Annotated in this window: 25 protein-coding genes; 6 read left to right on the forward strand and 19 right to left on the reverse strand. The window is 64.7% G+C overall.

Features of this window, described 5'->3' with window-relative positions:
* Positions 1-35 precede the first annotated feature (35 nt).
* The 12 genes from queE to ACRECS_RS14985 form a co-directional block, all read right to left on the reverse strand.
* Positions 36-668, reverse strand: a complete 633-nt coding sequence (queE, locus tag ACRECS_RS14930) for a 7-carboxy-7-deazaguanine synthase (RefSeq protein WP_431583741.1) — start codon at positions 666-668, stop codon at positions 36-38.
* A 12-nt stretch (positions 669-680) separates the two neighbouring features.
* Positions 681-1,370, reverse strand: a complete 690-nt coding sequence (gene queC, locus ACRECS_RS14935) for a 7-cyano-7-deazaguanine synthase QueC (protein ID WP_431583742.1) — start codon at positions 1,368-1,370, stop codon at positions 681-683.
* A 165-nt stretch (positions 1,371-1,535) separates the two neighbouring features.
* A complete protein-coding gene (locus ACRECS_RS14940) occupies positions 1,536-1,964 on the reverse strand; it encodes a DUF3617 domain-containing protein (protein WP_431583743.1) in 429 nt (142 codons plus the stop codon).
* Positions 1,965-2,079: 115 nt separating this feature from the next.
* On the reverse strand, positions 2,080-2,991 hold the full coding sequence (locus ACRECS_RS14945) for an Hsp33 family molecular chaperone HslO (protein WP_431583744.1): 912 nt from the start codon (positions 2,989-2,991) through the stop codon (positions 2,080-2,082).
* Between the two features lie 174 nt (positions 2,992-3,165).
* Positions 3,166-4,089 carry an ornithine carbamoyltransferase gene (argF, locus tag ACRECS_RS14950; protein ID WP_431583745.1) on the reverse strand — a complete coding sequence of 308 codons (924 nt, stop codon included), beginning with the start codon at positions 4,087-4,089 and terminating at the stop codon, positions 3,166-3,168.
* Positions 4,086-5,276, reverse strand: a complete 1,191-nt coding sequence (locus tag ACRECS_RS14955; RefSeq protein ID WP_187760361.1) for an aspartate aminotransferase family protein — start codon at positions 5,274-5,276, stop codon at positions 4,086-4,088. The genes argF and ACRECS_RS14955 overlap by 4 nt, the downstream gene beginning before the upstream one ends.
* 163 nt (positions 5,277-5,439) lie before the next feature.
* A complete protein-coding gene (locus ACRECS_RS14960; RefSeq protein WP_431583746.1) occupies positions 5,440-5,811 on the reverse strand; it encodes a hypothetical protein in 372 nt (123 codons plus the stop codon).
* Between the two features lie 7 nt (positions 5,812-5,818).
* Complete coding sequence (locus ACRECS_RS14965) at positions 5,819-6,841, reverse strand: hypothetical protein (protein WP_431583747.1); 1,023 nt, start codon at positions 6,839-6,841, stop codon at positions 5,819-5,821.
* Positions 6,842-6,888: 47 nt separating this feature from the next.
* A complete protein-coding gene (locus ACRECS_RS14970; protein ID WP_431583748.1) occupies positions 6,889-9,957 on the reverse strand; it encodes an efflux RND transporter permease subunit in 3,069 nt (1,022 codons plus the stop codon).
* Positions 9,958-9,967: 10 nt separating this feature from the next.
* Positions 9,968-11,002 carry an efflux RND transporter periplasmic adaptor subunit gene (locus tag ACRECS_RS14975; protein ID WP_431583749.1) on the reverse strand — a complete coding sequence of 345 codons (1,035 nt, stop codon included), beginning with the start codon at positions 11,000-11,002 and terminating at the stop codon, positions 9,968-9,970.
* 108 nt (positions 11,003-11,110) lie between these two features.
* Positions 11,111-12,451, reverse strand: a complete 1,341-nt coding sequence (locus tag ACRECS_RS14980) for a glycosyltransferase (RefSeq protein ID WP_431583750.1) — start codon at positions 12,449-12,451, stop codon at positions 11,111-11,113.
* Positions 12,452-12,484: 33 nt separating this feature from the next.
* On the reverse strand, positions 12,485-13,348 hold the full coding sequence (locus tag ACRECS_RS14985; protein ID WP_431583751.1) for an ABC transporter permease: 864 nt from the start codon (positions 13,346-13,348) through the stop codon (positions 12,485-12,487).
* Between the two features lie 64 nt (positions 13,349-13,412).
* Here ACRECS_RS14985 and ACRECS_RS14990 point away from each other — a divergent pair, with 64 nt between their 5' ends.
* The 3 genes from ACRECS_RS14990 to ACRECS_RS15000 all read left to right on the forward strand — a co-directional run bounded on the left by ACRECS_RS14990 (position 13,413) and on the right by ACRECS_RS15000 (position 16,526).
* The gene (locus ACRECS_RS14990) at positions 13,413-14,114 is read left to right on the forward strand and encodes a GcrA family cell cycle regulator (RefSeq protein WP_431583752.1); all 702 of its coding nucleotides are present in this window, start codon (positions 13,413-13,415) and stop codon (positions 14,112-14,114) included.
* 346 nt (positions 14,115-14,460) lie between these two features.
* The gene (locus ACRECS_RS14995) at positions 14,461-14,874 is read left to right on the forward strand and encodes a TadE/TadG family type IV pilus assembly protein (RefSeq protein ID WP_431583753.1); all 414 of its coding nucleotides are present in this window, start codon (positions 14,461-14,463) and stop codon (positions 14,872-14,874) included.
* Complete coding sequence (locus ACRECS_RS15000; protein WP_431583754.1) at positions 14,871-16,526, forward strand: pilus assembly protein TadG-related protein; 1,656 nt, start codon at positions 14,871-14,873, stop codon at positions 16,524-16,526. Before ACRECS_RS14995 ends, ACRECS_RS15000 begins: the two co-directional genes overlap by 4 nt.
* Before the next feature lie 54 nt (positions 16,527-16,580).
* Here ACRECS_RS15000 and ACRECS_RS15005 read toward each other — a convergent pair whose 3' ends face one another.
* Complete coding sequence (locus ACRECS_RS15005) at positions 16,581-17,420, reverse strand: outer membrane protein (protein WP_431583755.1); 840 nt, start codon at positions 17,418-17,420, stop codon at positions 16,581-16,583.
* A gap of 153 nt (positions 17,421-17,573) precedes the next feature.
* Between ACRECS_RS15005 and parE the strand changes: the two genes are divergently transcribed.
* Both parE and ACRECS_RS15015 read left to right on the forward strand, forming a co-directional pair.
* Positions 17,574-19,553, forward strand: coding sequence for a DNA topoisomerase IV subunit B (parE, locus tag ACRECS_RS15010; RefSeq protein WP_431583756.1), 1,980 nt, complete (start codon positions 17,574-17,576; stop codon positions 19,551-19,553).
* A 70-nt stretch (positions 19,554-19,623) separates the two neighbouring features.
* Positions 19,624-20,940 carry a serine hydrolase gene (locus ACRECS_RS15015; protein ID WP_431583757.1) on the forward strand — a complete coding sequence of 439 codons (1,317 nt, stop codon included), beginning with the start codon at positions 19,624-19,626 and terminating at the stop codon, positions 20,938-20,940.
* Positions 20,941-21,282: 342 nt separating this feature from the next.
* Here the strand turns inward: ACRECS_RS15015 and ACRECS_RS15020 are convergent, their stop codons facing one another.
* Genes ACRECS_RS15020 through ACRECS_RS15045 form a run of 6 tightly spaced genes read right to left on the reverse strand, consistent with a single transcriptional unit; the run spans position 21,283 to position 25,371 of the window.
* Positions 21,283-21,543, reverse strand: a complete 261-nt coding sequence (locus ACRECS_RS15020) for a hypothetical protein (protein WP_431583758.1) — start codon at positions 21,541-21,543, stop codon at positions 21,283-21,285.
* On the reverse strand, positions 21,540-22,073 hold the full coding sequence (locus tag ACRECS_RS15025; RefSeq protein ID WP_431583759.1) for a GNAT family N-acetyltransferase: 534 nt from the start codon (positions 22,071-22,073) through the stop codon (positions 21,540-21,542). The genes ACRECS_RS15020 and ACRECS_RS15025 overlap by 4 nt, the downstream gene beginning before the upstream one ends.
* 1 nt (position 22,074) lies before the next feature.
* Positions 22,075-22,965 carry a hypothetical protein gene (locus ACRECS_RS15030; RefSeq protein WP_431583760.1) on the reverse strand — a complete coding sequence of 297 codons (891 nt, stop codon included), beginning with the start codon at positions 22,963-22,965 and terminating at the stop codon, positions 22,075-22,077.
* The gene (locus tag ACRECS_RS15035; protein WP_431583761.1) at positions 22,962-23,753 is read right to left on the reverse strand and encodes a LysR family transcriptional regulator; all 792 of its coding nucleotides are present in this window, start codon (positions 23,751-23,753) and stop codon (positions 22,962-22,964) included. Before ACRECS_RS15035 ends, ACRECS_RS15030 begins: the two co-directional genes overlap by 4 nt.
* On the reverse strand, positions 23,750-24,148 hold the full coding sequence (gene apaG / locus ACRECS_RS15040; protein WP_431583787.1) for a Co2+/Mg2+ efflux protein ApaG: 399 nt from the start codon (positions 24,146-24,148) through the stop codon (positions 23,750-23,752). Before apaG ends, ACRECS_RS15035 begins: the two co-directional genes overlap by 4 nt.
* Positions 24,149-24,162: 14 nt before the next feature.
* Entirely contained in the window at positions 24,163-25,371 is a 1,209-nt protein-coding gene (locus tag ACRECS_RS15045) for a trans-sulfuration enzyme family protein (protein ID WP_431583762.1), read from the reverse strand.
* A gap of 105 nt (positions 25,372-25,476) precedes the next feature.
* Between ACRECS_RS15045 and ACRECS_RS15050 the strand changes: the two genes are divergently transcribed.
* Positions 25,477-26,730 carry a glycosyltransferase family 39 protein gene (locus ACRECS_RS15050; RefSeq protein WP_431583763.1) on the forward strand — a complete coding sequence of 418 codons (1,254 nt, stop codon included), beginning with the start codon at positions 25,477-25,479 and terminating at the stop codon, positions 26,728-26,730.
* Positions 26,731-26,735 lie beyond the last annotated feature (5 nt).

Below are 26,735 nucleotides of genomic sequence, written 5' to 3' on the forward strand. Positions count from 1 at the left end.
GCGCGCACGCGACCCAGACTTGCCTGCTGGACAGCTCAGCGCAGGCCCAGCAATTTATGCGTCTGGATTGTCAGCCGCCAGTGCGGGCGATCCATGACCAGTGCGATCGCCGCCGCATGATTGGCGGCCGCCTGTGGATTATCCATCGGCTGCAGCAGGAAATGATCGAAGTCCCAGCGCTCGATATCGTCCAGGTCGGTGCCGGCCTGCGGCCAGACCAGCTTCAGCTCATCGCCTGAGCGCTGGACGACCTCGCTCCCCGCCTTGGGGCTGATGCACACCCAGTCAATGCCGGGATGAACCGGCAACGTACCGTTGCTCTCGATCGCAATCTCGAAATCGCGCGCATGCAAGGCGTCGACCAGCGCATCATCGACCTGAAGCATGGGCTCGCCACCGGTCAGCACGACGAAGAGGTTGGTATCACCTCCACCCCAAAAGCCGAGCGCCGCTTCGGCAAGCGCGTCGGCAGTGGCGAATTTCGCGCCCCCAAGCCCGTCCACGCCAACAAAATCGGTATCGCAGAACTGGCAGATTGCGCTCGCCCGGTCCTGCTCCCGGCCGGACCACAGGTTGCAGCCGGCAAAGCGCACGAACACGGCGCGCCGGCCAGCATTCACGCCCTCACCCTGCAGGGTGAGGAACATTTCCTTGACGGCGTAGCTCATCTTGAATGCGCCTCAGGGGGTTACTGCATAGGCGGTCGGATCGGGCAGGCCCGCATCCTGAAAGCCCTTCGAGCGCAACCGGCAGGAATCGCAACGCCCGCAATGCACCCCGCCGGGAGCCGGATCATAGCATGACCAGCTGACCCCGGCATCAAGCCCGAGCCGGGCGGCTTCGCGCACAATATCGGCTTTGGTCATATGCTGCAGCGGTGCGTGGATACGGAATGGTGCACCCTCGACACCGGCCTTGGTGGCGAGTTCAGCCAACGCCTCGAATGCGGCGATGAATTCGGGACGGCAATCGGGATAGCCTGAATAATCCAGCGCATTGACCCCGATATACAGGTCGCGCGCGCCCGCAGCTTCAGCCCAGCCCAGCGCAAGGCTGAGGAAGATCGTGTTGCGCGCCGGGACATAGGTGACCGGAATTCCCGCCTCGACCCCGGTCTTGGGTACGGCGATATCGGCGGTCAGCGCCGACCCGCCGAACGCGGACAGGTCGAGCGGCATAACGATATGGCGCTCCGCCCCGAGCAAGTGAGCGATGCGCCGCGCCGCGGCAAGCTCGACATGGTGGCGCTGGTTATAGTCCATCGACAGCGCGAGCAGCCGGTGCCCGTCCTCGCGCGCACGCGCCGCCGCGACCATCGAATCAAGACCGCCCGAGATCAGGACGACCGCGTAAGTATCTGCAGATGTCATTATGCGACCCGCGCTAGGACCATTGGCCCGTCACCGCAACCCTGAGCAAAAAAACGGGCCGCCCGTAAGCGACCCAGGGGTGGCTCCTCCTGGAGCCCTCTAGGGAAGAAAGCGTGTCCGTAAATGACACGCGCAATCCTTATCACCTGAGTGGTAAACAAGGTCTTAACGAGACGCGGTGCCGGCGCCGCACGCGCCGGTCCGCCGCGCCTCATAGCTCATGTCGAAGGGTGCGCCGTCGGCGATACCCTGCGTCTGAAGCTTGAACAGGCGCCCGGTTTCGACGGTGATGGTGGTGCGGCCATGCCCGGCACCCGGGCAAGTATAATGGACGATCGCCGAATTGGCCGTGTCGGCAACGACGAAGCGCGAGCATTGTGCCTTGTTGTGCTGCAGCTGGAGCAGGACGCGCGGATCGGCAACGCACAGGCTGCGCGAACCGGGGCCGCCGACTTCGCGCAGCTGCCACTGGCCCTGCTCAATCGCGTCAAGCGCGGCGAGATGCGGCGCAGCGGCAGGTCCCTCGGCAGCAGCCACACCACCCAGAAACAGCAACCCGAACAGTGCCGGGCGGATCATCGTCGAAAGCCGCATCTTTTCAATTCCACCCGTCGATGGCCGCGACCTACGCGACTCCTATCGGCACCCCCGGTTCATTTGGGGAAGACGCCGGGGAGTTACAATAACGGTCACGAAACGACATTGATTGTCACAAAACGACATCTGACACCGCTACGGGAAATTTTTGTGCGCAAAAGGCGCAATCGACCGTGATCATCCCGTCATCGCCGGCCATGGCGCGCTGTTCCTCGACTGGAAACTTGCCCAGAACCTGCGCGATATAATCGGGCGAGCAACGGCAGCCGCGTGTCATCGCGACTTCCGACAACAGGCGCACCTCATCCTCTTCGTTGAACAATCGCCAGATCAGCGTCTCGAGCGACAGCGCCGGATCGGCCAGCTCATCGATCCCCATCGTCCCGCCGAGAATCGCGACATGCTCCCATTCCGGATGATCGAGCCGCGTGTGCAGGCGTTCGCGCCCCTCCTCGCCCTCGGGCAAATGCTGCAGGAACAGCCCGCCGGCGACATGGCTGCCATCAGCTTGCCTTGTGATGCCGAGCTTCACCAGCGTGGGGATCTGTTCCGACTGGACGAAGTAATTCTGCGCCGCCTGCGCCAGCGTATCGCCGTCGAGCGGTACGATGCCCTGATAACGCTCGCGGGTCGCCGCCTGATCGAAGGTGATGGCGAGATAGCCGGCGCCGAACAGCGCGAACAAGGTCGGCTGTTCCGGTCCTGCAGCGAGCCGTTCCGCATCGAAATCGACATAGCCGCGCAGTTCGCCGCCCTTGTAATCGCACACCAGCAGCTTGACCACGCCGCCATCCGTCTGCGCCTGCAGGGTAAGCTGGCCGCCAGCGTCCTTCAGGGTCGAGCCAATCAGCGCGGCAAGCGTCAGCGCCTCCGCCAGCAGCGCCTCAATCGCGGGCGGATAGGCGTGCGCGGCGAGAATGGTGTCAAGCACCGGGCCGAGGCGCACGATCCGCCCGCGCGCATGCCGCGCGGGAATGGTGAAACCGAGCGCGCGGTCGGTGTCGTTAAGGTTATCGTCTTCCATCGTCATTCCCGCGAAAGCGGGAATCCCGCTTCTTCTACTGACGCTGCGCAAAGGCAGCGGGATCCCCGCTTTGGCGGGGATGACGGAAGATAGGCGCTAGAATCTGCGAGACAACTCGACGGATATTCAGAGCCTGTTTGAAATTCGCGAAAGAGCGAATTTTCAAACGGGCTCTCAGCCGATCTGCCCGAAGCACCAGCGCAGGATCGATTTCTGCGCATGCATGCGGTTCTCCGCCTCTTTCCAGATCAGCGATTGCGGCCCGTCCATCACCGCGTCGGTCACTTCCTCGCCGCGGTGTGCGGGCAGGCAGTGCATGAACACGGCATCGGCCCTGGCCTTACCCATCAGCGCCTCGTCGACCTGATAGGGCCACATCGCCTTGAGCTTGGTCTCGGCATGGTCCTGGCCCATCGAGATCCAGGTATCGGTGACCACGACATCGGCGCCCTCGACCGCTTCCGCCGCGGTCCCGACGACGCGCGCGCGCCCCTGTCCGCGCGCGATATCGCTCTCCGACGGCATGAACCCCTGCGGGCAGGCCGCCACGACGTCGAAATGCATCAGCGCCGCGGCTTCCATGATCGACGCCAGCACATTGTTGCCGTCACCGAGCCACGCCCATTTCAGACCGGGCAGCGGCTTGCCCGCCTCGATCACGGTCAGCAGGTCAGCCATGATCTGGCTCGGATGCGACGCGTCGGTCAGGCCGTTGATCACCGGCACGCTGGCATATTCGGCCATCTGCTCGATCTTGGCATGATCGTCAGTGCGGATCATGATCGCGTCACAATAGCCCGACAGGACGCGCGCGGTATCGGCGATCGTCTCACCGCGGCCAAGCTGGGTGGTGCCCGCATCGAGCACGATCGAGCTGCCGCCCAATTGCCGCATCGCCATGTCATACGACACGCGCGTGCGGGTTGAGTTCTTCTCAAACACCATGCCCAGCACATGACCGGCCAGCGGCGCATCGCTATCCGCGCGCCCTTTAGGCCAGCCGATGCGCAGCGCCTTGCGGTCGAGCGCGTCGGCGATCATTGCCGCGATCCCGTCGCCTCCGGCATCCGACAGGTCGAGGAAATGACGGTAGCTCAATCGTCCGCGGCGGGCACATAGACCCGCGCCGCCTCGCTCAGCCGCTCGATGCACTCCGCGATATGGCTTTCGTCGATCACCAGCGGCGGCAGGATGCGCACGACATTGTCGCCCGCCGCCACCGTCAGCAGGCCATGATTGTCGCGGCAATGCGCGACGAAGCGGCGGCTGTCGGACTTGAGCTTGATGCCGAGCATCAGCCCATGGCCGCGTACATGATCGAACAGATGGTCGTGATTGGGCAGCATCTGCTCAAGCGCCTGGCGCAGCCGCGCGCCCATCTTTTCGACATTCTCGAGGAAACCGGGCTCGAGGATCACGTCGAGCACCGCTTCACCCGCCGCCATCGCCAGTGGATTGCCGCCATAGGTCGATCCGTGCGTGCCGATCACCATGCCCTTGGCCGCTTCCTCGGTCGCGAGACAGGCGCCGAGCGGGAAGCCGCCGCCAATGCCCTTGGCCGCGGCGATGATGTCCGGCACCACGCCGTACAGCTCATGCGCGAACAGCTTGCCGGTGCGGCCATAGCCGGCCTGGACCTCGTCGAGCACCAGCAGCAGGCCGTGATCGTCGCACGCCTTGCGCAGGCCCTTGATGAACTCCTTGGTCGCCGGGCGAATGCCGCCCTCGCCCTGGATCGGTTCGACCAGGAAACCGGCGGTATTGTCGTCGATCAGCGCCAGCGCGCCTTCTAGATCGTTGAAATTGGCGTATTTGAAGCCCGGCAGCAGCGGTTCGAACCCGTCGCGCATCTTCGCCTGGTTGGTCGCACTGATCGTGCCGAGCGTGCGGCCATGGAATGCCGTGTCGAAGGTGATCAGGTCATGGCGTTCGGGATTGCCATTGACGAAGTGGTAGCGGCGCGCCGTCTTGATCGCGCACTCGACCGCCTCAGCGCCTGAATTGGTGAAGAAAACCGTGTCGGCAAAGCTGGCATCGACCAGCCGCTGTGCGAACTTCTCGCCCTGCGGCGACCCGTACAGGTTCGAGACGTGCATGAGGGTCGCGGCCTGGTCAGCGATCGCCTTGACCAGCTTGGGATGACCGTGACCGAGCGCATTGACCGCGATGCCGCTGGCGAAGTCGAGATATTTCTCGCCCTGTTCGCCATAGAGATACACGCCCTCGCCTCGCACCGGCCGCACCCCGCAGCGGGGATAGACGGGCATGAGTGGGGTGATCGGCATGACAGTGCTCCTGAAAAGCAAAGGGCGACCCACGCGGTCGCCCGAAGGGCATTTTTAGGCAGGTTGGGGCGGGAGCGCAACACCGCGCGCGATGCGAATTTGGCTCGCAGCGTGTGCGGATTTTCGGCTCAGACCGGAATTGAGCGGCTGAGGGTAAAAGCCGTCAGGAACTTTCGACCGACTCGCTGCGCTGCTTGAGCTTCACGACGCCGTCCCGCACGTCGAATTCATAGGTCAGCAACTGGACTCGCTCCTCACGGGGAAGCGAGACGACATAGGAAGTCGAGGTCAGCGCCTTGATCTGCGAGATGCCGCCGCCCCCCAGGCCCGGGAAGCTGGCATGGAGATCGTCGAGAATGATGCGGATCATGCAGGTCGACCGGGCAAGCGAGTCGTTGGCGCAGCGCTGTTGCGACATGACGGCATCCTTTTTTGAAGACGATGATTTGGCGGCGGTGACCGGGCCGGACCATGCCATGAGCAGCACGGCGAAGCACGACAGCCGGGGAAAGATCGATCGCAATGCAATGGTCATGGAGAGTCTACCTTCCGCGCTTGAGCGCTTTCAGCCGCGCACCCGCCTCGAACTCGGCGATGTTTCGCGGGTAAATGTGCGACATCACCGCCACAACCGGCAGCGTCTTCATGATCGGGGGCGCATAGATTGGCGGCGTGAGCGAGGGCCTGAAAATCGCCGAAGCCGGGGTGGCAGCCAGATCGTTAAAGGCTCTCACCCAAGCCGCGGCATGTACCGCATCAAGGCGCATGCCGGCGCCCATGATCGAATGCTTGTCCTCGTCATTCACGCCGTAACAGGGGGTGAGATTGGTATTTCCATCCGCCGGGCATCCCGGACCGCCGATCGCGACATGCCCCAGGCCAAGCAGATGCCCCACTTCATGCACATGCGCGCGCTGCATGATCGGCTTGTTCTTGCTATCGTATGAGGCCGTGTACGGAACCAGGTCCTTGCTGTCGAACAGTCGGGAATTTGATCGGAAAAAATTCTCCGAGTCAGCAAGGCGGACGACATCGATCGCGACATGGTGCGTGCCGAGCGTGTCGTCGTTTCCGATCAGCTCAAACCGGCAGAATATATTGGGAATATATATCTCCGTTCCATGCTGGAACGGGAAATCGCCGGTCCGGTTGTCGAGCCAGAATTTCTTATCCCAGAAATCCTGCGCCGAACGGCAGAAATTACGCTTCCAGGCGGCCCATTCGCCGTCCTTCCATTTGACGATCTGGCGCAGTTCCTTCGTTGGGTCGCCAGAATCGTGATAGGTGCCGGTGTCCGCGCCCGCCATCGGGTTGATCTGGCGGAATCCCAGGCGCATTGTGAGCGTCAGATCGGCGTTGTTTCGTGGTGAGCAGCGGTCTGTGTCGAGCACCGCATCATAACCCGGATATCGCTTGGTAAACTTTCCTGGCACTGGCATCTCCCTATACTCATGGGCGCATGGGGCAGCCTTATGTATAGTTTGGATTGCACTCAACCCTCGGACTGACGAGCATCGACCGGGCACGCGGGCCAGACACGTGGGGCGGACGCCGCCGGGGCACATAGCTTCGATGATTTACGCGCGCCGAAGCGATTCCGCTTGCGCCTGCCTTATGCCGGTTGCGCCTGAAGCGCGGCCAGCCGTCGCGCCTCATCGCCGCGCACCGCGAGCAGGTACATCACCGGCGTGATGATCCGGCTCAGCACGGTCGAGCTGACCAGTCCGCCGATGATCACCCAGGCAAGCGGGGAATAGAGCGACGATCCGCTCAGCGCGAGCGGCAACAGGCCGCCGATCGCAGTGACCGAGGTGAGCAGCACTGGCAGGAAACGGATCTCGCCGGCGCGCTCGATCGCCTCGCGCAAGGGCAACCCGCGGGCGCGCAACTGAGTGGTGAAATCGACCAGCAGGATCGAATTCTTGATCTCGATCCCGATCAGCGCGACGAAGCCGATGATCGCCAGGAACGACAATGAATTGCCGGTCAGGAACAGCCCGACCAGCCCGCCGACCAGCCCGAGCGGCACCACCCCGGCAACCACAAGAGTCTCGCGGAAACGGCCGAACTCCAGCACCAGCACGCCGATGATGCCGAATATCGCGAGCAGGATGATCGACCCGAGCCCGGCGAAATTGCGCTGCGCCGCCTCCGCCTCGCCGCCGACCGAGAAGGCATAGCCGTCCGGCAATTTGATGCTCTTGAGCTTCTCGACCACGATCGGGTTGAGCCGCGAGGCGAGATAGCCGGGCTGGTTGAACGCGGTGATCGTCACCGTACGCTGCAACTTCAGTCTGGTGATCAGCGGCGGTACGCTCTTCAGCGTCGGTGTCGCGATCTCGGTTAGCGGTACCGATCCGCCGGCGATGGTCGGCACATAGATGCTTTTGAGGACGGAGACCGGCTGGCTGTCGCCCATCGGCAGGCGCACCGTCACCGGCCAGCTGTCGCCCTCGGCATCGCGGAGCAGGCTTGCGGGCTCGCCGCTCACCGCGAGCCGGACCGCGCGGCGCGGTTCGCCCGGTGCGACGCCCAGCAATCCGGCCTTGGCGTCGTCGAGCCCGAGATCGAGATCGATCCGGTCGAACGCCATCGGATTGTCGATGTCGCGCAGGCCCGGCACCGACTGCATCACCCGCACCACTTCGCCGGAAAGCGTCTTGAGGACCTCCAGATTAGGCCCGCTGACGCGGATCGCGACCGGTGCTTCGAGCGGTGGGCCATTCTCGAAATTGACCACGCTGACATGCGCATCAGGGAAATCGGCCAGCGACTTGCGCAGCCGCGCCAGCATCTTCGGCGAGTCGTGCGCGTGCCAGTCCTTCAGCGTGACGAAGATGTCGCCGTAGCGCGCGCGCTCCTCGCGCGGCATGATGTTGTAATAGATTTGCGGATTGCCACGCCCGGCATTGTCCATCCGGTTCACGATCGCCGGTTCGCGCGCGAGGATCGCCGAAACCGCCTTCACTGCGCGATCGGTGGTGGCGATGCCGCTGCCTTCGGGCGTCTCGACCCGGACAAGGAAATAGGGCGCTTCGGCCGCCGGGAATAGGGTGAACCCCAGCACCGGGACCAGCGCGAACGCGCCGACGCACACCGCCATCGCGCCCCAGAACCAGCGCCGCGGCGCGTCGAGCGCACGGTGCAGCACCGGCGAATAGATCCGCTCGATCCCGTTGGTAATGGTCTGGAGCAGCCGGTTGCCGCCATGTCTTTCCGGCTTGAGCAGGCGGCTGGCGGCGAACGGGATGACGGTCAGCGACACGACCAGCGAGCTCGCCACGGTCAGGATCACCGCCATCGGCAAGCCGCGTACGAAATCGCCCGATCCTTCGGGCAGGAAGCAGAGCGGCAGGAAAGCGAACAGCAGCACGCCGGTCGCGCCGAGCACCGCCTTGGTGATCTCCTGCGTCGCGGTGATCGCGGCGGTCTCGGGCGGATCACCGTCACGGATATGGCGCTCGATATTCTCGGTCACCACGATCGAATCGTCGACCAGCAGGCCAAGCGAGAGGATGAAGCCCGAAATGCTGATCTGATTGAGCGTATAGCCGAACAGCGAGAGCAGCAGCACGCCCATCGCCAGGCTCAGCGGAATCGAGATCATCACGATCAGCGACGGGCGCAGCCCGAGCGGCAGGATGGTGATCAGCACCAGCGCCAGCGCAATGGCGAAATCACGCGCCAGCAAGGAGAGTTTCTTGGCAATGTCGCGGCTCTGGTCGAACGCGACCTCCAGCTTGATGTCGGGCGGCAATTGCGTGCGATAGCCGTCGACCGCGGTGACCAGCGCGTTGCGCAAGGTCCCCGCATCGACATTATCCTTCTGCCGCACCGACACGAACAGGGCACGCTTGCCGTTGAAGCGCGCGATGTGAAGCTGTTCGGCCTCCGACCATCCTACCTTTGCCACATCGCCGACGCGTAGCAGCTGGCCGTCACCGGCGCGGACCGGCACGTCGCGCACCGCCTCAAGCGTGCGATAGGCGCCGCCGGCATCGATGTTCAGCCGCCGCTCGCCTGAATTGACCGTGCCGGCGGGCAAGTCGACGCCGCCCGCGCGGATCGCAGTGGCGACGGCGGAGGCGGCGATCCGCGTCTCCGCCAGCCGCGCCGCATCGACCGCGACGCGCACCTCGGGCCGCGCCGCCCCGTCGATCACGGTCTGGCGCACGCCCGGCACGACATTGAGCCGGTCGCGCATATCCTCGGCATATTTGGTCATGCGCAGCCACGAGGCATCGTCGCTGACCAGGGCAAGCTGCAGCACCGCCGCCTCGGTCGTGCGCGGGCGGCGATAGGCGATGCGCTGGATACCCTGCGGCAAGCGGTCGCGCATCGCCTGCACTTCGCGCACGGTGCGGTCGAGCGCCTGTTCGGCATCGGTCCCGTGCATGAATTCGACTGAGACGACCGCCGTACTGTCGCTCGACGTGGAGCGAATTTCGCGCACATCGTCCAGGCCCTGCAGCGCGTCCTCGATCGGCTTGGCGACCGTCTCTTCCATCTCTGCCGCATCGGCGCCCGGCAGCACCACGGTCACCACGGTGACCGCATTGGGGAAATGCGGATCGACCGAGCGCGGGATCGACAGAAAGGCGGAGATGCCGAGCATTGCCAGCAGCAGAAAGGCGACCAGCGTCACCTGCCACTGGCGAACGGCAAAGGCGGTGAGGTTCATAAGCGACCGCTCATTTCGCCATATTGATCGGTTTGACCGTCATGCCGTCGCGCAGCCGGTCGATGCGCGACGCGGCGAGCCATTCCCCGCCGCTGAGCCCGCTGGTCACCTGGATACCGCGATCGTCGGTATCGCCGACCGCGATCCGGCGGAGCGCAAGCTTGCCGGTCGCACGATCGACGACATAGACGAACCCCATCCCGGCGCGCGCCGCGAACACGGCGTTGGCCGGCAGACGGATACCCGTCGCGCCTTTCCCGCCACCCGTCACCGCGACCGTCCCGATCTGGCCGGAGCGCAGGCGCGGATCGCCGGGCAAGCCGATCTCGACCATGAAGGTACCGGTCGCACGGTCGGCGCGGCCCGCAATCTCAATCACCTGGCCGCTCACCGGGACATTGTCGAACGCGCCCAGCGTCACCTGTGCCGGTGCACCGAGCGACAGCCGCGACGCGTCGCGGTCGGCGAGCGGCACGCGCACGACATAGCCGCTCGATCGGTCGCCGACGATCAGGACCGGCGTGCCTGCCGTGACCACCTGCCCCGGCTCGACCAGCCGCGCCAGCACCGTGCCCGGCCCCGGCGCGACGATCCGCGCGGCGGACGCCTGGAATCGCGCGGCGCTGAGCTGCGCATTGGCCGCCTGCATCGCTGCCTGCGCGCTCTCGACCCGCGGCTTGGTCACCCAACCCTTGTCGAGCAGCACCGAGCTGCGCTGATATTCGGATGCGGCACGAATGCGCTCGGCATTGATCCGCGCGACATCGGCGGCGACCGCGGTGGTGTCGAGCGCGGCCAGCACTTGTCCGCGCGCGACAGTATCGCCTTCCTGCACGCTGATCCGTTCGATCCGCCCGGGGCTAGTGAAGCCGAGCGACGCCTCGCGGCGCAGCGCGACGGTGCCAACGCCGGTGATCGACACGGGTTGGGCATCGGTACCGACCTGGATGATGCGGACATCGGGACGATGCGCGGCTTCTTGCACCGGCTTGGCGGGGCCGCAGGCGCCGAGTATAATCGCCACGCCGATCACCATCCACCGCATCGCCGGCCTCCCTTGCCGGGGGACCGTAGCGAATTCAGTATCGAATTGAAACTGAATTATTGGAAACAAGCAGGATCGATTGGTTCCCGGATCGCTTCACCGACCGCTTCAAATGTTGGCGCTGATCGAGGACGGGGTATCACCCTGCCAGGCAACCGGATGCCGGCGGGTAGTTGGCAATAGCCCTAAAATGCGCTCGGCGGCGAGGCCCGCGCCGTCTTCATTCGCCACCCGCTTGCCGATCGTGGCGGCAGTCGTAGAAAATCCGGGATGGTCGAGGAGCCTTTGGATCAGCGATGCCCCCTCGGTCGCGAAACGCCCCGGCGTCATGGACAGTCCGACGCCGAGCCGCGCGATGCGGTCGGCATGATCGAACTGATCGCCCATGAACGGGACGACCAGCTGCGGCTTCCCTGCCCGGAGCGCCTGTCCGGTCGTCCCGACACCGCCATGATGGATGATCGCCGCGGCGTACGGAAACAGCAGTGAGTGCGGGGCATAGCCGCACACCATCATGTCACGCGACGGCGCCGTGACCGCTTCTCCAGTCAACAGCACCGCGCGCATCCCGAGTTCGGCAGCAATGGCGGCACTGCGTTGGTAGAAATCGGCCGCTGCGAAGGGAAGGAAGGAGCCAAGCGAGACGATCAGCGGCGGAGGCCCTTTCGCCAGGAAAGCGGCCAGTTCGGGATCGAGCTTCGATAGCATTCCGTCCGCGCTGTCGAACCATGGGAAGCCGGTCAGCAGTGCCGGATTGGATGCCTCGGCAGGAAGCGCAGCCAGTTCCGACGAATAGGTGCCGAGCGACAGCACGGGAGGTGTACCCGGCTCAAGGATCGGCGCTGCGTGCGATCGCGCCAGTCCATGCGCCGCGCGAACCCGGTTGACGCGCCGGCCATAGCGGCGGCGCATCTCAAGTTTCGCTCCACCAAGGACAAAGCGGTTCCAGCCTGTCCTGATCACACCCAGTGGCGGCCTGGCCAGCGCCGCAAATCCGGGCGCCACGGGCGGATCGCTTGGCGAGAACCACGACATGGGCTGCAGGATGATCGAAACGAACGGGATCGCCAGGCGCTCCGCGACAATCGGTCCGGCAAGCGCGAAAGCCGACCCGACCAGCAGGTCCGCTCCCGCCGCAATCCGCAACAGCCGACCGGTGCTGTCGGCAAGCGGCGGCAACAGCACATGGCTGACCAGGAAATGGGTATCATCGATGACCTTGCGGATGACCACATCCTCATCAAGGCCGGTGGCGCGACCCACTTCTTCGAATGTCGGCAACAGCGCTTCAGCCTCAACGCCTGCTGCCCGGCATTTTTCGACATGGTCCTGCGGCACGGCGAGGACCGGCGATGCCCCACGCGCCTTGAGCGCAAGGGCGATGGCAATGAAAGGGTGAAGATCGCCCAGCGAGCCGATCGTGGCCAGGACGATCCTCGGCGTCTTCATCCACGCCTCTGATCGCAAGCGGCGATCACCGTGCTAATTCTTCAACCGCCAGCCGCCCTTGAGCAGCGCATAGCAGAGCAGCCCGAGCGCCACGTCGATCGTCAGGATCACGATGCTGCCGATCCAGATCGGCGAATCGGCGGTGCCGAGAAAGCCGTAGCGAAAGCCCGAGATGATGTAGAAGAACGGATTGGCGTGACTGATCGCCTGAAATGTCGGGGCCAGCTTGTCGACCGAATAGAAGGTGCCCGACAATAAGGTCAGCGGGCCGACGACGAAATTGGTCACCGCCGCGGCATGGTCGAACTTTTCCGCCCAGATCGAGGTCAGCACGCCGAGCAAGGCGAGGAAGGTCGCGCCGAGCAGGCCGAACCACAGGATCGCGATTGGATGGTGCGGGAAGACATGGACGCCGGGCCAGACCAGCATCGCCAGCCACACCGCGAAGCCGACACAAAAGGCGCGGGTTACCGCCCCACCGACCAGCGCCGCCAGCAATTCGGCGGTCGACAGCGGTGGCATCAGATAATCGACGATCGTGCCCTGGATTTTGCCGACGAGCAGCGAGAAGCTGGCATTGGCGAACGCGTTGGTCAGCATGCCCATGACGATCAGGCCGGGGGCGAGGAAATCGGCAAAGGCAACCTGGACGCCGCCGACATGCACGGCGCTGCGGCCGCCCATCGCAACGGTGAAAACGATCAGGTACAGCAAGGTTTGTATCGCCGGCGCCCAGATCGTCTGGAGCTGCACCTTGAAGAATCGTCGCACCTCCTTGATATAGAGGGTTCGAAGACCGCCCCAATTGACATTCCGGATGACAGGAACGCCTGGGGCGTTAACAACCGCCGATTGAATATGATTGGTTTCTGGGCCGAATGGGGGCTGGCTGCTCATGGCGAACGCGCTAATGACTGCCGCCGCCGCCCGCAAGCCAGTTGGCAAGATTTGAGGATTTGAGATGAGCTGGACCGACGAGCGTATCGATACGCTGAGGAAGATGTGGGAATCGGGCAGCACTGCCAGCCAGATCGCCGAAGAACTGGGCGGCGTCAGCCGTAACGCGGTGATCGGCAAGGCGCATCGCCTTGGCCTGCAGTCGCGCCCCTCGCCGGTAAAGGCCAATGAGCCCGATACGAAAGCGGCGGCTGCCGCGCCGGCCGCGCCCAAGCCGGCGCCGCCCCCTCCCGCGCCCAAGCCACCGGTCGAGCGAGTCGCGGCCCCCGCGCCGGTGCCCGCTCCCGCACCCGTGGTAATCGCGGACGATGAAGACGAGGATGACGACGGCGAAGACGTCGCCATCGCCCGGCCTGTCGCGGCACCGCAACCGATCATGCGTTCTGTCGGCCCCGGCGGCTTCCTCCGCCAGGCACCCGGCGAACAGCAGGCGCCGATCACGCCCGCCCCGCCCCGCCGCCTGGTTCCGGCCAAGCCGTCTGCCGATATGGCGGGCAAGACGACCTTGCTCGATCTCAACGACAAGATCTGCAAATGGCCGCTCGGCCATCCCGGCGAGCCCGATTTCCATTTCTGCGGTGAGAAGGTGAATCCGGGCTTCCCATATTGCGTCGCACATTGCGGCCATGCGTATCAGGCGCAGCTGCCGCGTCGCGACCGTCGCCCCCCGCCGCCCCTGCCCTTCGGCGGCGTGCGCGCACGCTGAACTGCACGCTCCCTGGGCCAGAGTCACTGGCCCAGGATACGCGGCCAGGATACGCGGATTGCGGATTTCAGGTTCGGAACGGAGTCATCCTCATACCCACAGGTAAGAGGATAAAGAAGGCGAGCGCCTCAAGCGCCCGGAAAGACGCGCTCAGGGTCACCGCTGCATCGTGACGTGCACTTCCCCGCTCTACTGAACGGACTCGGCGATCCGCACTGCCTGCGCCCATCTTCGCGCCCATGCAGATGGGTAAATGCGTAATTTACGCAACTCGGCTCCATTAATCCTTTTCTTAACGGCAACCTCAGCGGACCATTATCCCTTTGTAACACGGGGATAATTGGGAATGACCTTCGTTCGCCTGCTTCGCGCCAAACGCGGTACTTCGGTCGTCGAGTTCGCGTTGATCCTGCCGCTGTTCGCCTGCATGCTGTACGGCATCCTCGGCTATGGCCAGTATTTCCTGCTTGCGCACAGCGTCCAGCAGCTGGCCAATGATGCTGCGCGCGCGACCGTGGCTGGAATGACCGCCACCGAGCGGCAAACGCTCGCCTCGTCCAGCGTCGCTGCTTCTCTGCCCTCGCTGCCGCAATTGCGCGCCAATCGCATCACCACCACCACCACCGAAACCGGGCAAGTCGTGACCGTGCGCGTGCGGTTCGATGCCAGCACGGTACCAATGTTCCGCAATACAATGATCCCGATGCCGGATCCGATCATCGAACGGCGCGCGGTCATTCGTCCGGGAGGGGTTTCATGAATCGTCTCGCAAAACGACTTATTCGCAATCAGAGCGGCGGCGTCGGCATGATCGCCGCCGCGGCGCTGCCGATGATCCTCGGTTTTGCTGCGTTCGCGGTCGATATCGGATCGGCCACGCTGGAAACACGCCGGTTGCAGGGGTTGGCCGATGCCGCCGCACTGGCTGCTGCGGCCGATCCGCAACAGGCCCAGGCGCTGGCCCAGGCCTCGGTCGCGGAAAGCGGCTGGCCGCGCGCGATCACCGTGGTCGCGACACGCGGCGATTATTCGCGTGACGCCAATGTCGCGCCCACTGCGCGCTTCACCGCCAGCAGCAGCGCGACGGATGCGGTGCGCGTTTCGCTGCAAACGCCCTCGCCGACCTATTTCGCGCGCATCTTCGGGCAGCGTTCGATCCCAATCGCGCGGAGTGCCACCGCCGCACGCGAACGACTCGCCGCGTTCAGCGTCGGCAGTCGCCTCGCCTCACTCAATGGCGGCCTGCTCAACTCCTATCTCTCGGCGCTGACCGGCAGCAGCTTGTCGCTGTCGGTGATGGATTACAACTCGCTGGTCGGCGCCGATGTCGACCTCTTCTCGACCCTTGAGGCACTGCGCACGACCGCCAGCCTCAATGCGCTGACCTATCAGGATATCCTCGACGCCCGGGTCACCCGCTCGCAGCTGTTGAACGCGCTCGCCAATGCGCTTGACGGCAGCAACGCCAACGCGGCCGGCTCGATGCGAGCCCTGGCAGCGCAGGTGTCGGGCGGCAGCATCTCGCTCAGCACGCTGGTCGATCCGGGCACATTCGGCACCCAGGCGTCGGGCGGCCGCGGCCTGGTCAAGGTCAACAGCATGGCCTTTGTCAGCGCGGCCCTGCAACTTGCCGCGCCCAGCCGACAGGTCGCGCTCGATCTCGGCGCGAACGTCCTTGGGCTGGTGTCAACCAAGGTGTGGATTGCGGTCGGCGAACGACCGGCGCAATCGCCCTGGATCGCGATCAGCGACAATGGCACGCCGGTCATCCGGACGGCACAGGCCCGCATCTATACCGAAGTTCAGATCGGCAACCTTTCACTGCCCGTTGTCGGCAACCTGGTCTCCATCAAATTGCCGCTGTTCGTCGAACTGGCCAGTGCGGAAGCGCGGCTCAGTAGCATCGATTGCTCGACCCAGGCGAGCCGCGGGGTGACGATTGAGGCCAGGCCCAATCTCGGCCAGGCTGCGATTGCCTCGGTCAACAACACCAATCAGCTGGCCAATTTCCAGCAGCCGGTGACGCTGAGCACTGCCAGGATCCTCCAGGTGCTGCTGATCGGCGTCGATGCTCGTGCCGCGATCAACCTTGGTCAGTCTGAACCCTGGCAGACCGTTCGGTTCGACAATGCGGCAATCACTGCCGCGACCCCGAAAACCGTTTCGAGCGGTAGTGCGGTACAGAGCATCGCAGCCTCATTGGTCAGCAATATAGAACTGACGCCAGTCGTCGGCCCTTTGTCGCTCCCGCTCGGCGGATTGGTGTCCGCGGTGGGAGCGCAGCTCGGCGTCCTGGCGCCGGTGGTCGACGGGCTGCTCAACACCGTCACCGGCGCACTTGGCGTCCATTTGGGTGAGGCCGATGTCCGGGTAACCGGCATGCGCTGCGGCATGGCGACTCTGGTCGCCTGACGGAAAACGGCCGCCCGCTCGCGCGGACGGCCGTTTCCCCATCTCTATCCGGCGTTAGAAGCGGAACTGCGCCGTGGCGCGGACACTGTGCCAGCGGAACTGATCGCCACTGCGCGCGAAATCGGTTCCGGTGGTGTTGGGGGCAAGGATGAACGGGTTGGTCGCTGGCGCCGAACCGGCACCGGCACGGACCCGGTAATCATCATCCTTGTACTGATTGTAGAGATATTCGAGGCCAATCGAGAAGTGCTGGCCGAGCTTTTGTTCGATACCGCCGCCCGCGACATAGCCCCAGCTGCTGTTCTTGCCGCGCTCGGTGAAGCTGTTCGCGGTATTGCTGGTGGTGAAGCTGTGGTCGAGCTTGGCATAAGCCGGGCCGCCAGTCGCATAGAACAGGGTCGTGTTGGCGGCATAGCCGAGACGCAGGCGGAGATTGGCGTTGTAATCTACCTCACGCGTCATGGTGTAGCGGGCCGGCGTCGTGCTGAATGCCGAAACGCTGTCGCGAACTTGGCTCTTGCCGAATTCACCGACCACGCCGGCGACGAGGTTGCCGAACTGCTTGTCGAAGCCGATCCGGGCCGAATAGCTGATATTGTCCTTGTCGTTGCGGCAGGCGAGATTGGCGGTCGAGGTCGCCGCACCGCCGCAGAATCCCGGCGAGAACGCATTGGCACCACCCGAGGTGACGACCGGGTCGCCGAATGTGCCGTCGAGGTTGCGGTCGAACAGGATCGTTTCATTGCCGTCATTGGGCTGAGCATCGAAGCCGATCGTCCCGCCGACATAGACGCCGTCGAACGGCGCCTTTTCGGTATCCTGGGCAAATGCCGGGGCGGCGACCGCGAGAGCGGCGGTGCCGGCGGCGAGGGTAAGCATGTACAGGCTGCGCATCGTGTTACTCCAAATGGTGCGTTAGCGAAGGCAGGAACGTTCGCAGTTGCAACATGGACGCGCAGCTCACCTCATTGATGGTGGAGTGTGACAAACCGGCCACAGCACCGGCTCACGCTTGCCCGACTGACTCCTGCTCTCCTATAGCGGGGCATGGCCGATGATCTGTTCGCTTCTTCCACTCCCGCCGGGTCCGATTACAACGCTTCGTCGATCGAGGTCCTTGAGGGGCTCGAACCCGTCCGGCGCCGTCCCGGCATGTATATCGGCGGCACTGATGAACGCGCGCTGCATCACCTCGCCGCTGAGGTGCTCGACAATGCGATGGACGAAGCGGTCGCCGGCCATGCGACGCGGATCGAGATCACGCTCGACTCCGGCAACCGGCTGACCATCGTCGATAATGGCCGCGGCATGCCGGTCGATCCGCATCCCAAGTTTCCGGACAAGTCAGCGCTCGAGGTGATCATGTCCATGCTGCACTCGGGCGGCAAGTTCGATGGCAAGGCCTATGCCACCTCAGGCGGCCTGCACGGCGTCGGCGTCAGTGTGGTCAATGCGCTGTCGTCCGATACGACGATCGAAGTGGCGCGCAACAAGACGATCTATCGCCAGCGTTTCTCGCGCGGCGTGACGCTCGGCCCGCTCGAAGCACTCGGGCCGACGCCCAATCGCCGCGGCACCTCGGTCAGCTTTGTGCCCGACGAGGAGATTTTCGGGCCCGAGATGCATTTCAAGCCGGCACGGCTGCACAAGCTTGCCCGATCCAAGGCTTATCTCTTCGCCGGAGTCGAAATCCGCTGGAAATGCGCGCCTGAACTCATCACCGACGATACGCCGCCCGAGGCAGTATTCCAGTTCCCCGGCGGTCTCGCCGACCATCTGCGCGAGCAGGTCGGCACGCGCGAATGCGCTACCGCCGACTTCTTCACCGGCACGCAGGACTTCCCGAACGAACAGGGCCGGGTCGAATGGGCGGTCGCCTGGCCACTGTGGAGCGACGGATCGTACAGCTGGTATTGCAACACCATCCCGACGCCGGATGGCGGCACACATGAGGCGGGCCTGCGTGCAGCGCTGGTGCGCGGCATTCGCGGGTTCGGCGACCTGGTCGGGCAGAAAAAAGCCAAGGACATCACAGCCGACGATGTCATGGTCGGGTGCGAACTGATGCTCTCGGTGTTCATCCGCGAACCGCAATTCCAGAGCCAGACCAAGGACCGGCTGACCTCGCCCGAGGCGGCGTTGCTGGTCGAAAAGGCCGTGCGCGACCATTTCGACCATTATCTCAGCCGCAACATGGAACGCGGCAAGGCGCTGCTCGGCTATGTGCTGGAGCGGATGGACGACCGGCTGCGCCGCAAGGCGGAGCGCGAGGTCAAGCGCAAGACCGCGACCTCGGCACGCAAGCTGCGCTTGCCGGGCAAGCTGACCGACTGCTCGTCGGACGATCCCAAGGGCACCGAATTGTTCATCGTCGAGGGCGATTCGGCCGGCGGCTCGGCCAAGCAGGCGCGCGACCGCAAGACCCAGGCGATCCTGCCGATCCGCGGCAAGATTCTCAACGTCGCCTCCGCCACTTCCGCCAAGATCGGTGCCAACCAGGAAATCGCCGACCTGATCCAGGCGCTTGGCTGCGGCACGCGCAAGGACTGTATCCCCGATAATCTGCGCTATGAACGCATCGTCATCATGACGGACGCAGATGTCGACGGTGCGCATATCGCGACGCTGCTGATGACCTTCTTCTTCCAGGAAATGCCCGAGCTCGTCCGGCGCGGGCACCTCTATCTCGCCCAGCCGCCGCTTTATCGCCTGACCGCGGGCACCAAGTCGCTTTACGCGATGGACGATGCACACCGGACCGAGATTGAAGCGGGCGCATTCAAGAACAAGAAGGTCGATGTCGCGCGCTTCAAGGGTCTGGGCGAGATGAACCCCATGCAGCTGCGCGAGACGACCATGGATCCCAAGACACGCTCAATGCTGCGCATCACTCTGCCGCAGGAATATGAGGAACGCGCAGTGGTTAAGGATCTGGTCGACCGGCTGATGGGCAACAACCCTGCACACCGCTTCGCCTTTATCCAGGAGAATGCCGCGCGGATTGAGGAAGATGCGATCGACGCCTGAGCTCAAAAGCGGCGCACCGCAATCTTCCCGTCATCATCCGGGATGATATTATGCGCCTGATGGAGCCGATATGCGTCTGCTGCTTGCCCTGTTCGCCGCCCTGCTCATGCCCATTGTCGCGATCGCGCAGACGCCACCCGCTCCCCCGGTGAAGCCTGCGCCCGAACTCGAGGCCCGGGTCGCCGAGCTGCCCGCGTTGCTCAAGGGCGGGGGCGACTATGACGCCAGTTTCTCGGCCGCTTTTCGCACTGCTGTGCCGAAAGAAACATTCGCGACGATCAGCAGGCAACTGTCCACATCGGATGGCGCAGTGACCGGGATCGAGCAGATCACGCCGGCCGATGCCTGGAGCGCGGTCGTGCTTGTCGGCTATGAGCGCGGCATCGCGACAGTGCAGATCTCGGTCGATCCGGCCGCACCGCACCAGATTACCGGCCTGCGGATTACCGGCGTGTCAGCGCGCGAGGCGACGTTGGGCGCGGTAACCGACACGCTGGCAAAACTGCCCGGCGTGACCGGGTTCGCCTTCGCCCGGCTCGATGCCGCCGGTCCCGTGATCCTGCACTCGCGCACACCTGACCGTGCCCTGGCGATCGGATCGGAATTCAAGCTGGTGATCCTTGCCGAGCTGATCCGCTCGATCTCGGCGGGCGAACGGCGCTGGGAGGACAACGTCACGCTGGATGGCACCGGATTGCCCGGCGGCGCCTATATGGCGAGCCCGACCGGGACCAAGGTGTCGCTTTACGAGCTGGCGGAAAAGATGATCTCGGTCAGCGACAACAGCGCGACCGACATCCTGCTCAAGCTGGCCGGCCGCGCAAAGGTGGAAGCGATGCTCGGCACGATCGGCATCACTGATCCTGCGGGCATGCGGCCGTTTCTCTCGACGCTTGAGCTCTTCAAGCTCAAGGGCGCATCGGGTGGCGTGCTCGGCGAGCGCTGGGCCGCCCTTGACGAGGCAGGCCGGCGCGCGCTGCTCGATGGCGATGTCGCGAAGCTGCCGGTGTCCGCAATCGATCCGGCATTGTTCGCCGCCGGCAAGCCGATCCGCATCGGCAGCATCGAATGGTTCGCCACCCCTGCCGACATGGTCCGGGTGATGGACTGGCTCCGCCGCCACACGGAGAGCGGCCCGGCGGCCCGCGCACGCGGTATCCTGGCGAAGAATTCAGGCGTCGGTGCGGGTCCGGCGGGGCACTGGCAGTATCTCGGCTATAAGGGCGGTTCGGAGCCGGGCGTCATCGCCATGGCCTTTCTGCTGCAGGGCAAGGACGGCCGCTGGTATGCCATGTCGGGGAGCTGGAATGACGTTGCCGCGCCGGTCGACGAGGGCCGTTTCGCCGGACTGATGGCGCGCGCGGTGGAGCTGGCGGCGGCGAACTAGCATGCCGTGCGGTTAATCGGCTCCGCCGGCGCCGAGAGGACGTCGCCAGGCGCGAGAAGTCGAAACTCACACTAAGCCATTGATATATAGTTATTTTATAGTCCCTTCACCTAGGCGATGACGAAGAAGATATGGGACACGACCGGTGTGTCATATCTCCGGCAGTTCATCCCGCATCCCTGATGTCGGTCACGATTCAAGCATGACACCGGATCCGATATGCCATCACTCGCCGGACTTATGGCGGCGCGCTCTTTCTCAGTGTCGAAAGAACATTCTCAGCGCAAAGACTCGCGCATGAGCGGACCCGCCGCATGTGCTTCGAAACAGCTCAAGCCCGAGCTATTCTCCGCTCATCCGCCGCTGGTGATAACGCAGGCGGACGACAATCCCCGCCAGCATGTGCAGCATGCCGAGAATGATGAACACCAGCGGCAGGATCGAGGGCAGCGTGGGCATCGAAAAATGCCGAAACAGCGCCAGCCCCAGGCCCGCCAGCATCAGGATCACGCCCATATAGCGGATCGGCCGCGCAATGCCGCGCAGCTCGGCGCGATAGGTGGCGCGCCCTTCGGCTGTGGTCAGGTCGGGCGGCGGGATCATGCGGCCTTCCATTCGTCGCGCAACATCCCCCAGATGAAGCTGTCGCGCACGCCGATATGCGTCTCCCATTCGCCGCGCAGCCGCGCTTCGCGGGTGAAGCCGAGCCGCTCCAACAGGGTGTTCGACGCGACATTGTCGGGATCGGTGTCGGCAAAGACGCGGCGATTGCCTTCTTCGAGAAACAGAAGGTCAAGCAGCCGCGTCACCGCCTCATGCGCATAGCCCTGTCCCCAGGCGCCGCGCGCGAGCATATAGCCGATCTCCGTCACGCCGGTGCGGCGCTTGCCCGCGGCAATGGTGCCGATCGCCCGGTCGTCGCCCTTCAGCGTGATCGCCCAGCCGCGCCAATCCCCGCCCTCCAGCATCGGCCGCAGATAGTCGCGCGTCTCCTCGATGCTCATATGCGGCGCACTCGACCACCATTGCATCAGGTCGGCATCGTGATACGCCTCGAACAGCGCCTCGGCATCCTCGATCCGCTGCGGCCGCATGACCAGCCGCTCGCTTTCAAACCGCTGCGCGTCCGTCATGTCAGGAAGACAGCCGATCGCCGAGGATATCGCTGAACTGCTTGATCTCGTCAGCAAGTTTCGGGCGGGCGCAATAGTCCTTCTCGAACGCCGTCAGCGGGACGGCCGGTCGATCGCCGGCGCCGCGCTTGACGCGCGGTTCGAGGCAGCGACGCGCCGCCTCGCGATCGCTCATCATATCGACCGGTCCGCGCGATGCATCACCACGCGCAATCGGCCCGGCCAGCTCGGCGAGAAAACCGGCCCATCCCTTGCGATTGTCGATCGCGTCCTGGCTGCCGCCCCCCATATCGGGCGCGATGGCGATTGCGGCGCGCAGCGCCTCGGCGCCGGCGAAATCGCCAATCTCCCGCAGGGCGTTGGCAGCACGCGCACGAAGCGCAACCGAGTCGACCGTGTTCGCAACCGGCAGGGCGCGAACCTGCGCGATAAAGGCTTCGGCGTAGCGCCGCGCCTGCGCACTTGCCGGGTCGGCGTTCTTCGCCTCCCAGGTCGCCGTAAGCATTATCCAGGGCGCATCGTCGTCGCCGAGCCGGTTCGCCAGCCACCAGGCGCGATAATAGGATGTCTCCGACGAGCGCAGCGCCTGATACTCTTTGCTCGCGACCAGCGGCTCGAGGCGCTTGACGGTCGCCGCATCGAAGTCCCGATACATGACCAGGCCGTTCTTCGGGCATTGCGGCAGCAATCCGGGGTTGGGCCCGGTGCCGAGCGCCATGCCGTCCGGCAGCCGCCCCCAACTGGACGAGCTCATCTGCTCGTTAAAGCTGAATTTCTCGCCGCCGATCGGACAAGTCTTGGTCACCGGCATGAAGGTACTCGCCGCGGCCGGCAGCGCACCGATGAGACACAGGGGCGCGAGCAGCGCGGCAAGGCGCCTCCCGGCGGTCACCCGGTCAACGCCTCCACCAGCGCCTTGACTTTCTTCTGCCGCCATTGCGGCAGCGGCGCGACCAGCCAGTAGCCGAGCCGATACGGCTTGGGGTCGCCGATCGCGACCACGCGCCCCGCCGCGATATCGGCGGCGGCGAGCAGCTCAGGCACGGTGGCCCGGCCCAGCCCCTGCGCCGCGGCATCGAGCGCGAGCCCGGCATCGCCGACCCGCACCAGCGATGTCTCGGGGTCATTGACGCAGCCCGGCCAGGAAATGCGCGTATCGATGCCGCCGCCCGGCCGCTCGATCGTGATCATCCCCTCGGACTCGATTGCCTCACCCTCATGCTCGCCCGGGCCGTCTCCCCAGCGAATCGCCAGGTCGAGATTGGCCTCGGTGAAATCGACATCCTCGTCCGCCGACACCAGCACGAAGCGCAGTTCGCCGTCGTTCCGCGCAATCTCGGCGAGGCGCGGCATCAGCCATTTCTCGGTCAGGTCGCGCGGCGCGGCGATGGTCAGCGACTTGGAGGTCTGCCCGGCCTGCATGGCACGCACCGCTTCCTCGAACTGCAGGAAGCCATGGCGCAGCGCCGCCAGCCCTGCCTCACCCTCGGGCGTCAGCTCGAGCCCCTTGGTGGTGCGGCGGAACAGCACCACGCCCAGCGTATCCTCCAGCGCGCGAATCTGCTGCCCGACCGCGGCCGGCGTGACGGCCAGTTCATCGGCGGCGCGGGTGAAGGACAGATGGCGCGCGGCGGCATCGAGCACGCGCAGGCCGTTAAGGGGAAGATGCGTCCGCTTCATGCCCCCACCGCCGGCGCGAGCAGCGCGAATTTGGGGATCTCGACATCGAATCCCGATCCGTCCTCGGCGATCATGTGATAGCTGCCCTGCATCGAGCCGGTCGGCGTCGCCAGCGGGCAGCCCGAGACATAATCGAAGCTGCCGCCCGGCGCGATCAGCGGCTGTTCGCCGACCACGCCCTCGCCCTCGACCGAATGGCGCGCGCCGCGCCCGTCGGTGATGACCCAGTGGCGCGTGAGCAATTGCACCGCCTGCTCGCCCTCATTCTCGATGCGGATATGATAGGCCCAGAACCAGCGCCCGCGCTGCGGTTCGGACTGTTCGGGCAGATAGCTGACCGAAACCCGTACAACGACGCCGCGGGTTTCCGCGACATTGGGGAACAGCGCCTTCATGCCCGACAGGCCGGTCACAACCCGACCGCCCTCAGCGCCTGATCGAGATCGTCGATCACGTCCTGCGGATCCTCCAGCCCGACATTGAGGCGTAGCAGATTCTCGGTCACGCCCATCTCGATCCTCTTGTCCTCGGCGACGCCGGAATGGGTGGTCGAGGAAGGATGGGTCATCAGCGACCGCGAGTCACCGATATTGTTCGAAATGTCGATCAGCGCGAGCGCATCGAGCAGGCCATGCGCCTGCTTACGCCCGCCTTCGACCTCGAACGCGAAGATCGGGCCGCAGGCATCCATCTGGCTCATCGCGAGATTATGCTGCGGATGGCTCGGCAGGCCAGGGTGAAGGACGCGCGGCACACGCTTTTCGATGAACGCACCGACCTTCATCGCATTCTCGCTCTGACGGTGAATACGCAGGTCGAGCGTCTCCAGCCCCTTCAGCACCACCCAGGCGTTGAACGCACTGAGCGTCGGCCCGGTATTGCGGGTGAAGGGCAGCAGCGTGTTGTTGATGAAATCCTCGGTCCCGCACACCGCGCCGGCGAGCACACGGCCCTGTCCGTCCATCATCTTGGTCGCGCTATAGGCGGTCACGTCGGCACCGAATTCAAGCGGACGCTGCAGCGCCGGTGTGGCGAACGCATTGTCGACCACGCTGACGATGCCGTGCTTGCGCGCAATGTCGCACACCGCCTTCAGATCGACCACGTCCATCGTCGGGTTGGCCGGGGTCTCGAAGAAAAACACCTTGGTATTGGGCTTTACCGCATCGGCGAATTGCTGCGGATCGCGGGCATCGACGATCGTCACCTCGATGCCGAATTTGGGCAGCAGCGTGTCGGTCAGCCAGCGGCACGATCCGAATGCGGCGCGACCCGCGACGAGATGGTCGCCGGTCTGTAGCTGGCACAACAGCACCGCAGTCATCGCCGCCATGCCGGTCGCCATCGAGCGGCACGCCTCCGCGCCCTCGAGCAGCGCGATGCGATGTTCGAGCATCTCGACGGTCGGGTTCTGCAGCCGCGAATAGGTCATGCCGACCTGCTCGCCGGCAAACCGCGCGGCGGCATCGGCGGCGCAGTCATAGGCATAGCCTGAGGTCAGGAAGAGCGCTTCCGACGTCTCGCCGAATTCCGAGCGGGCGGTGCCGCCACGGATCGCCTGAGTCGCTGGGCGCCAGGTGCGGGTGATGTCGCGATTTTGTCCGGTACGGCGTTTCATGGCGCCGCTTTGCCGGGTGGGGTCACCTCTCGTCAATGCCCCCGCCGCAACAGGCGCGTCGGCATCCCTTGAAAGCGGACGGCGAAGAAGGGATAGCGATGCGCGATGCAGACCGCCACCACCCCACCCCGCCCGACTCTGATCGCCAGCGGAATCGGTGCGGCGGCACAGTTTCTCTTCACGCTCAACCTGACTCGCCCAAGCAAGGTCGTGTTCGACGAAACGCATTATGTCCCGGCCGCACGCGTGCTGATGAAGCTCGCCTATCCGACCAACACCGAGCACCCCCTGCTCGGCAAGGCGCTGATCGCAACCGGCATGACGCTGTTCGGCGACAATGCGCTTGGCTGGCGCATCATGTCGACGGTCGCCGCGACCGCGATCGTGATCGGCGTATTCGCGATCCTGTGGATGCTGTTCCACCGCACCCGCACGGCGGCGTTCGGCGCATTGTTCGTGATCTTCAACTTCACCGTCTTCATCCAGGCGCGGATCGGGATGCTCGACGGCTTCATGGCAGCCTTCGTCATTCTGGCGCTTGTCGCGCTGCTCCGCGCGATGCGTAGTCCGCCTGAGAAGGTGATGCGCCGCTGGATGCTGGGCAGCGTGCTGCTCGGCCTGGCGGTCGCGACCAAATGGACCGCCGCGCCGTTCGTCGCCTATGCCGCGATCGCCTTTCTGGTCGTCCGTCGGCGCGATGCGGCGGCCTGGCCCGGACTGCGCCCAATCCCCGCCCTGCTGATCCTCGGCACAGTCAGTGTCGCGACCTATTTCCTGACTTTCGCGCCGGCTTTTTTCTATGCCGAGGAGCCGCTGACGCTCGGTCAGCTGATTCCGTTCCAGTTGCACATGTACGCGCAACAGACCCAGATCCTGCCGTCGCATCCCTATCAGTCGAGCTGGTGGAGCTGGCCGCTGATGATCCGGCCGATCTGGTATCTCTACGAAAAGGTCGACGGCGCGGTGCGCGGCATCCTGCTGCTCGGCAATCCGGCGATCATGTGGGGCGGGCTGGTCGCCGTCGCGGCCTGCCTGGCCATCGGCATCCGCCGGCGATCGCTCAAATTCCTGGGCATCGCCGGCTTGTGGATCGGCTCATACGCGATCTGGGCGGTCATCCCCAAGTCGCTCGGCTTTTTCTATTATTATTACCTGCCGAGCATTTTCCTGTGCATCGCGCTGGCCGCGCTGATCGATCATCGGCACGGCAAGTGGCGCTATTGGGGCCTGTCCTGGGATTGGGCCTATCTGGCGCTGGTCACCCTGTTGTTCGTGATGTTCTACCCAATCATCTCGGCCGCGGCATTACCCAACGATCAGGCGTTCCTGCACTGGATGTGGCTGCCGAGCTGGCCGTGAGGCGC

The sequence above is a fragment of the Sphingomonas sp. genome, from assembly GCF_050725575.1.
GTDB lineage: Bacteria > Pseudomonadota > Alphaproteobacteria > Sphingomonadales > Sphingomonadaceae > Sphingomonas.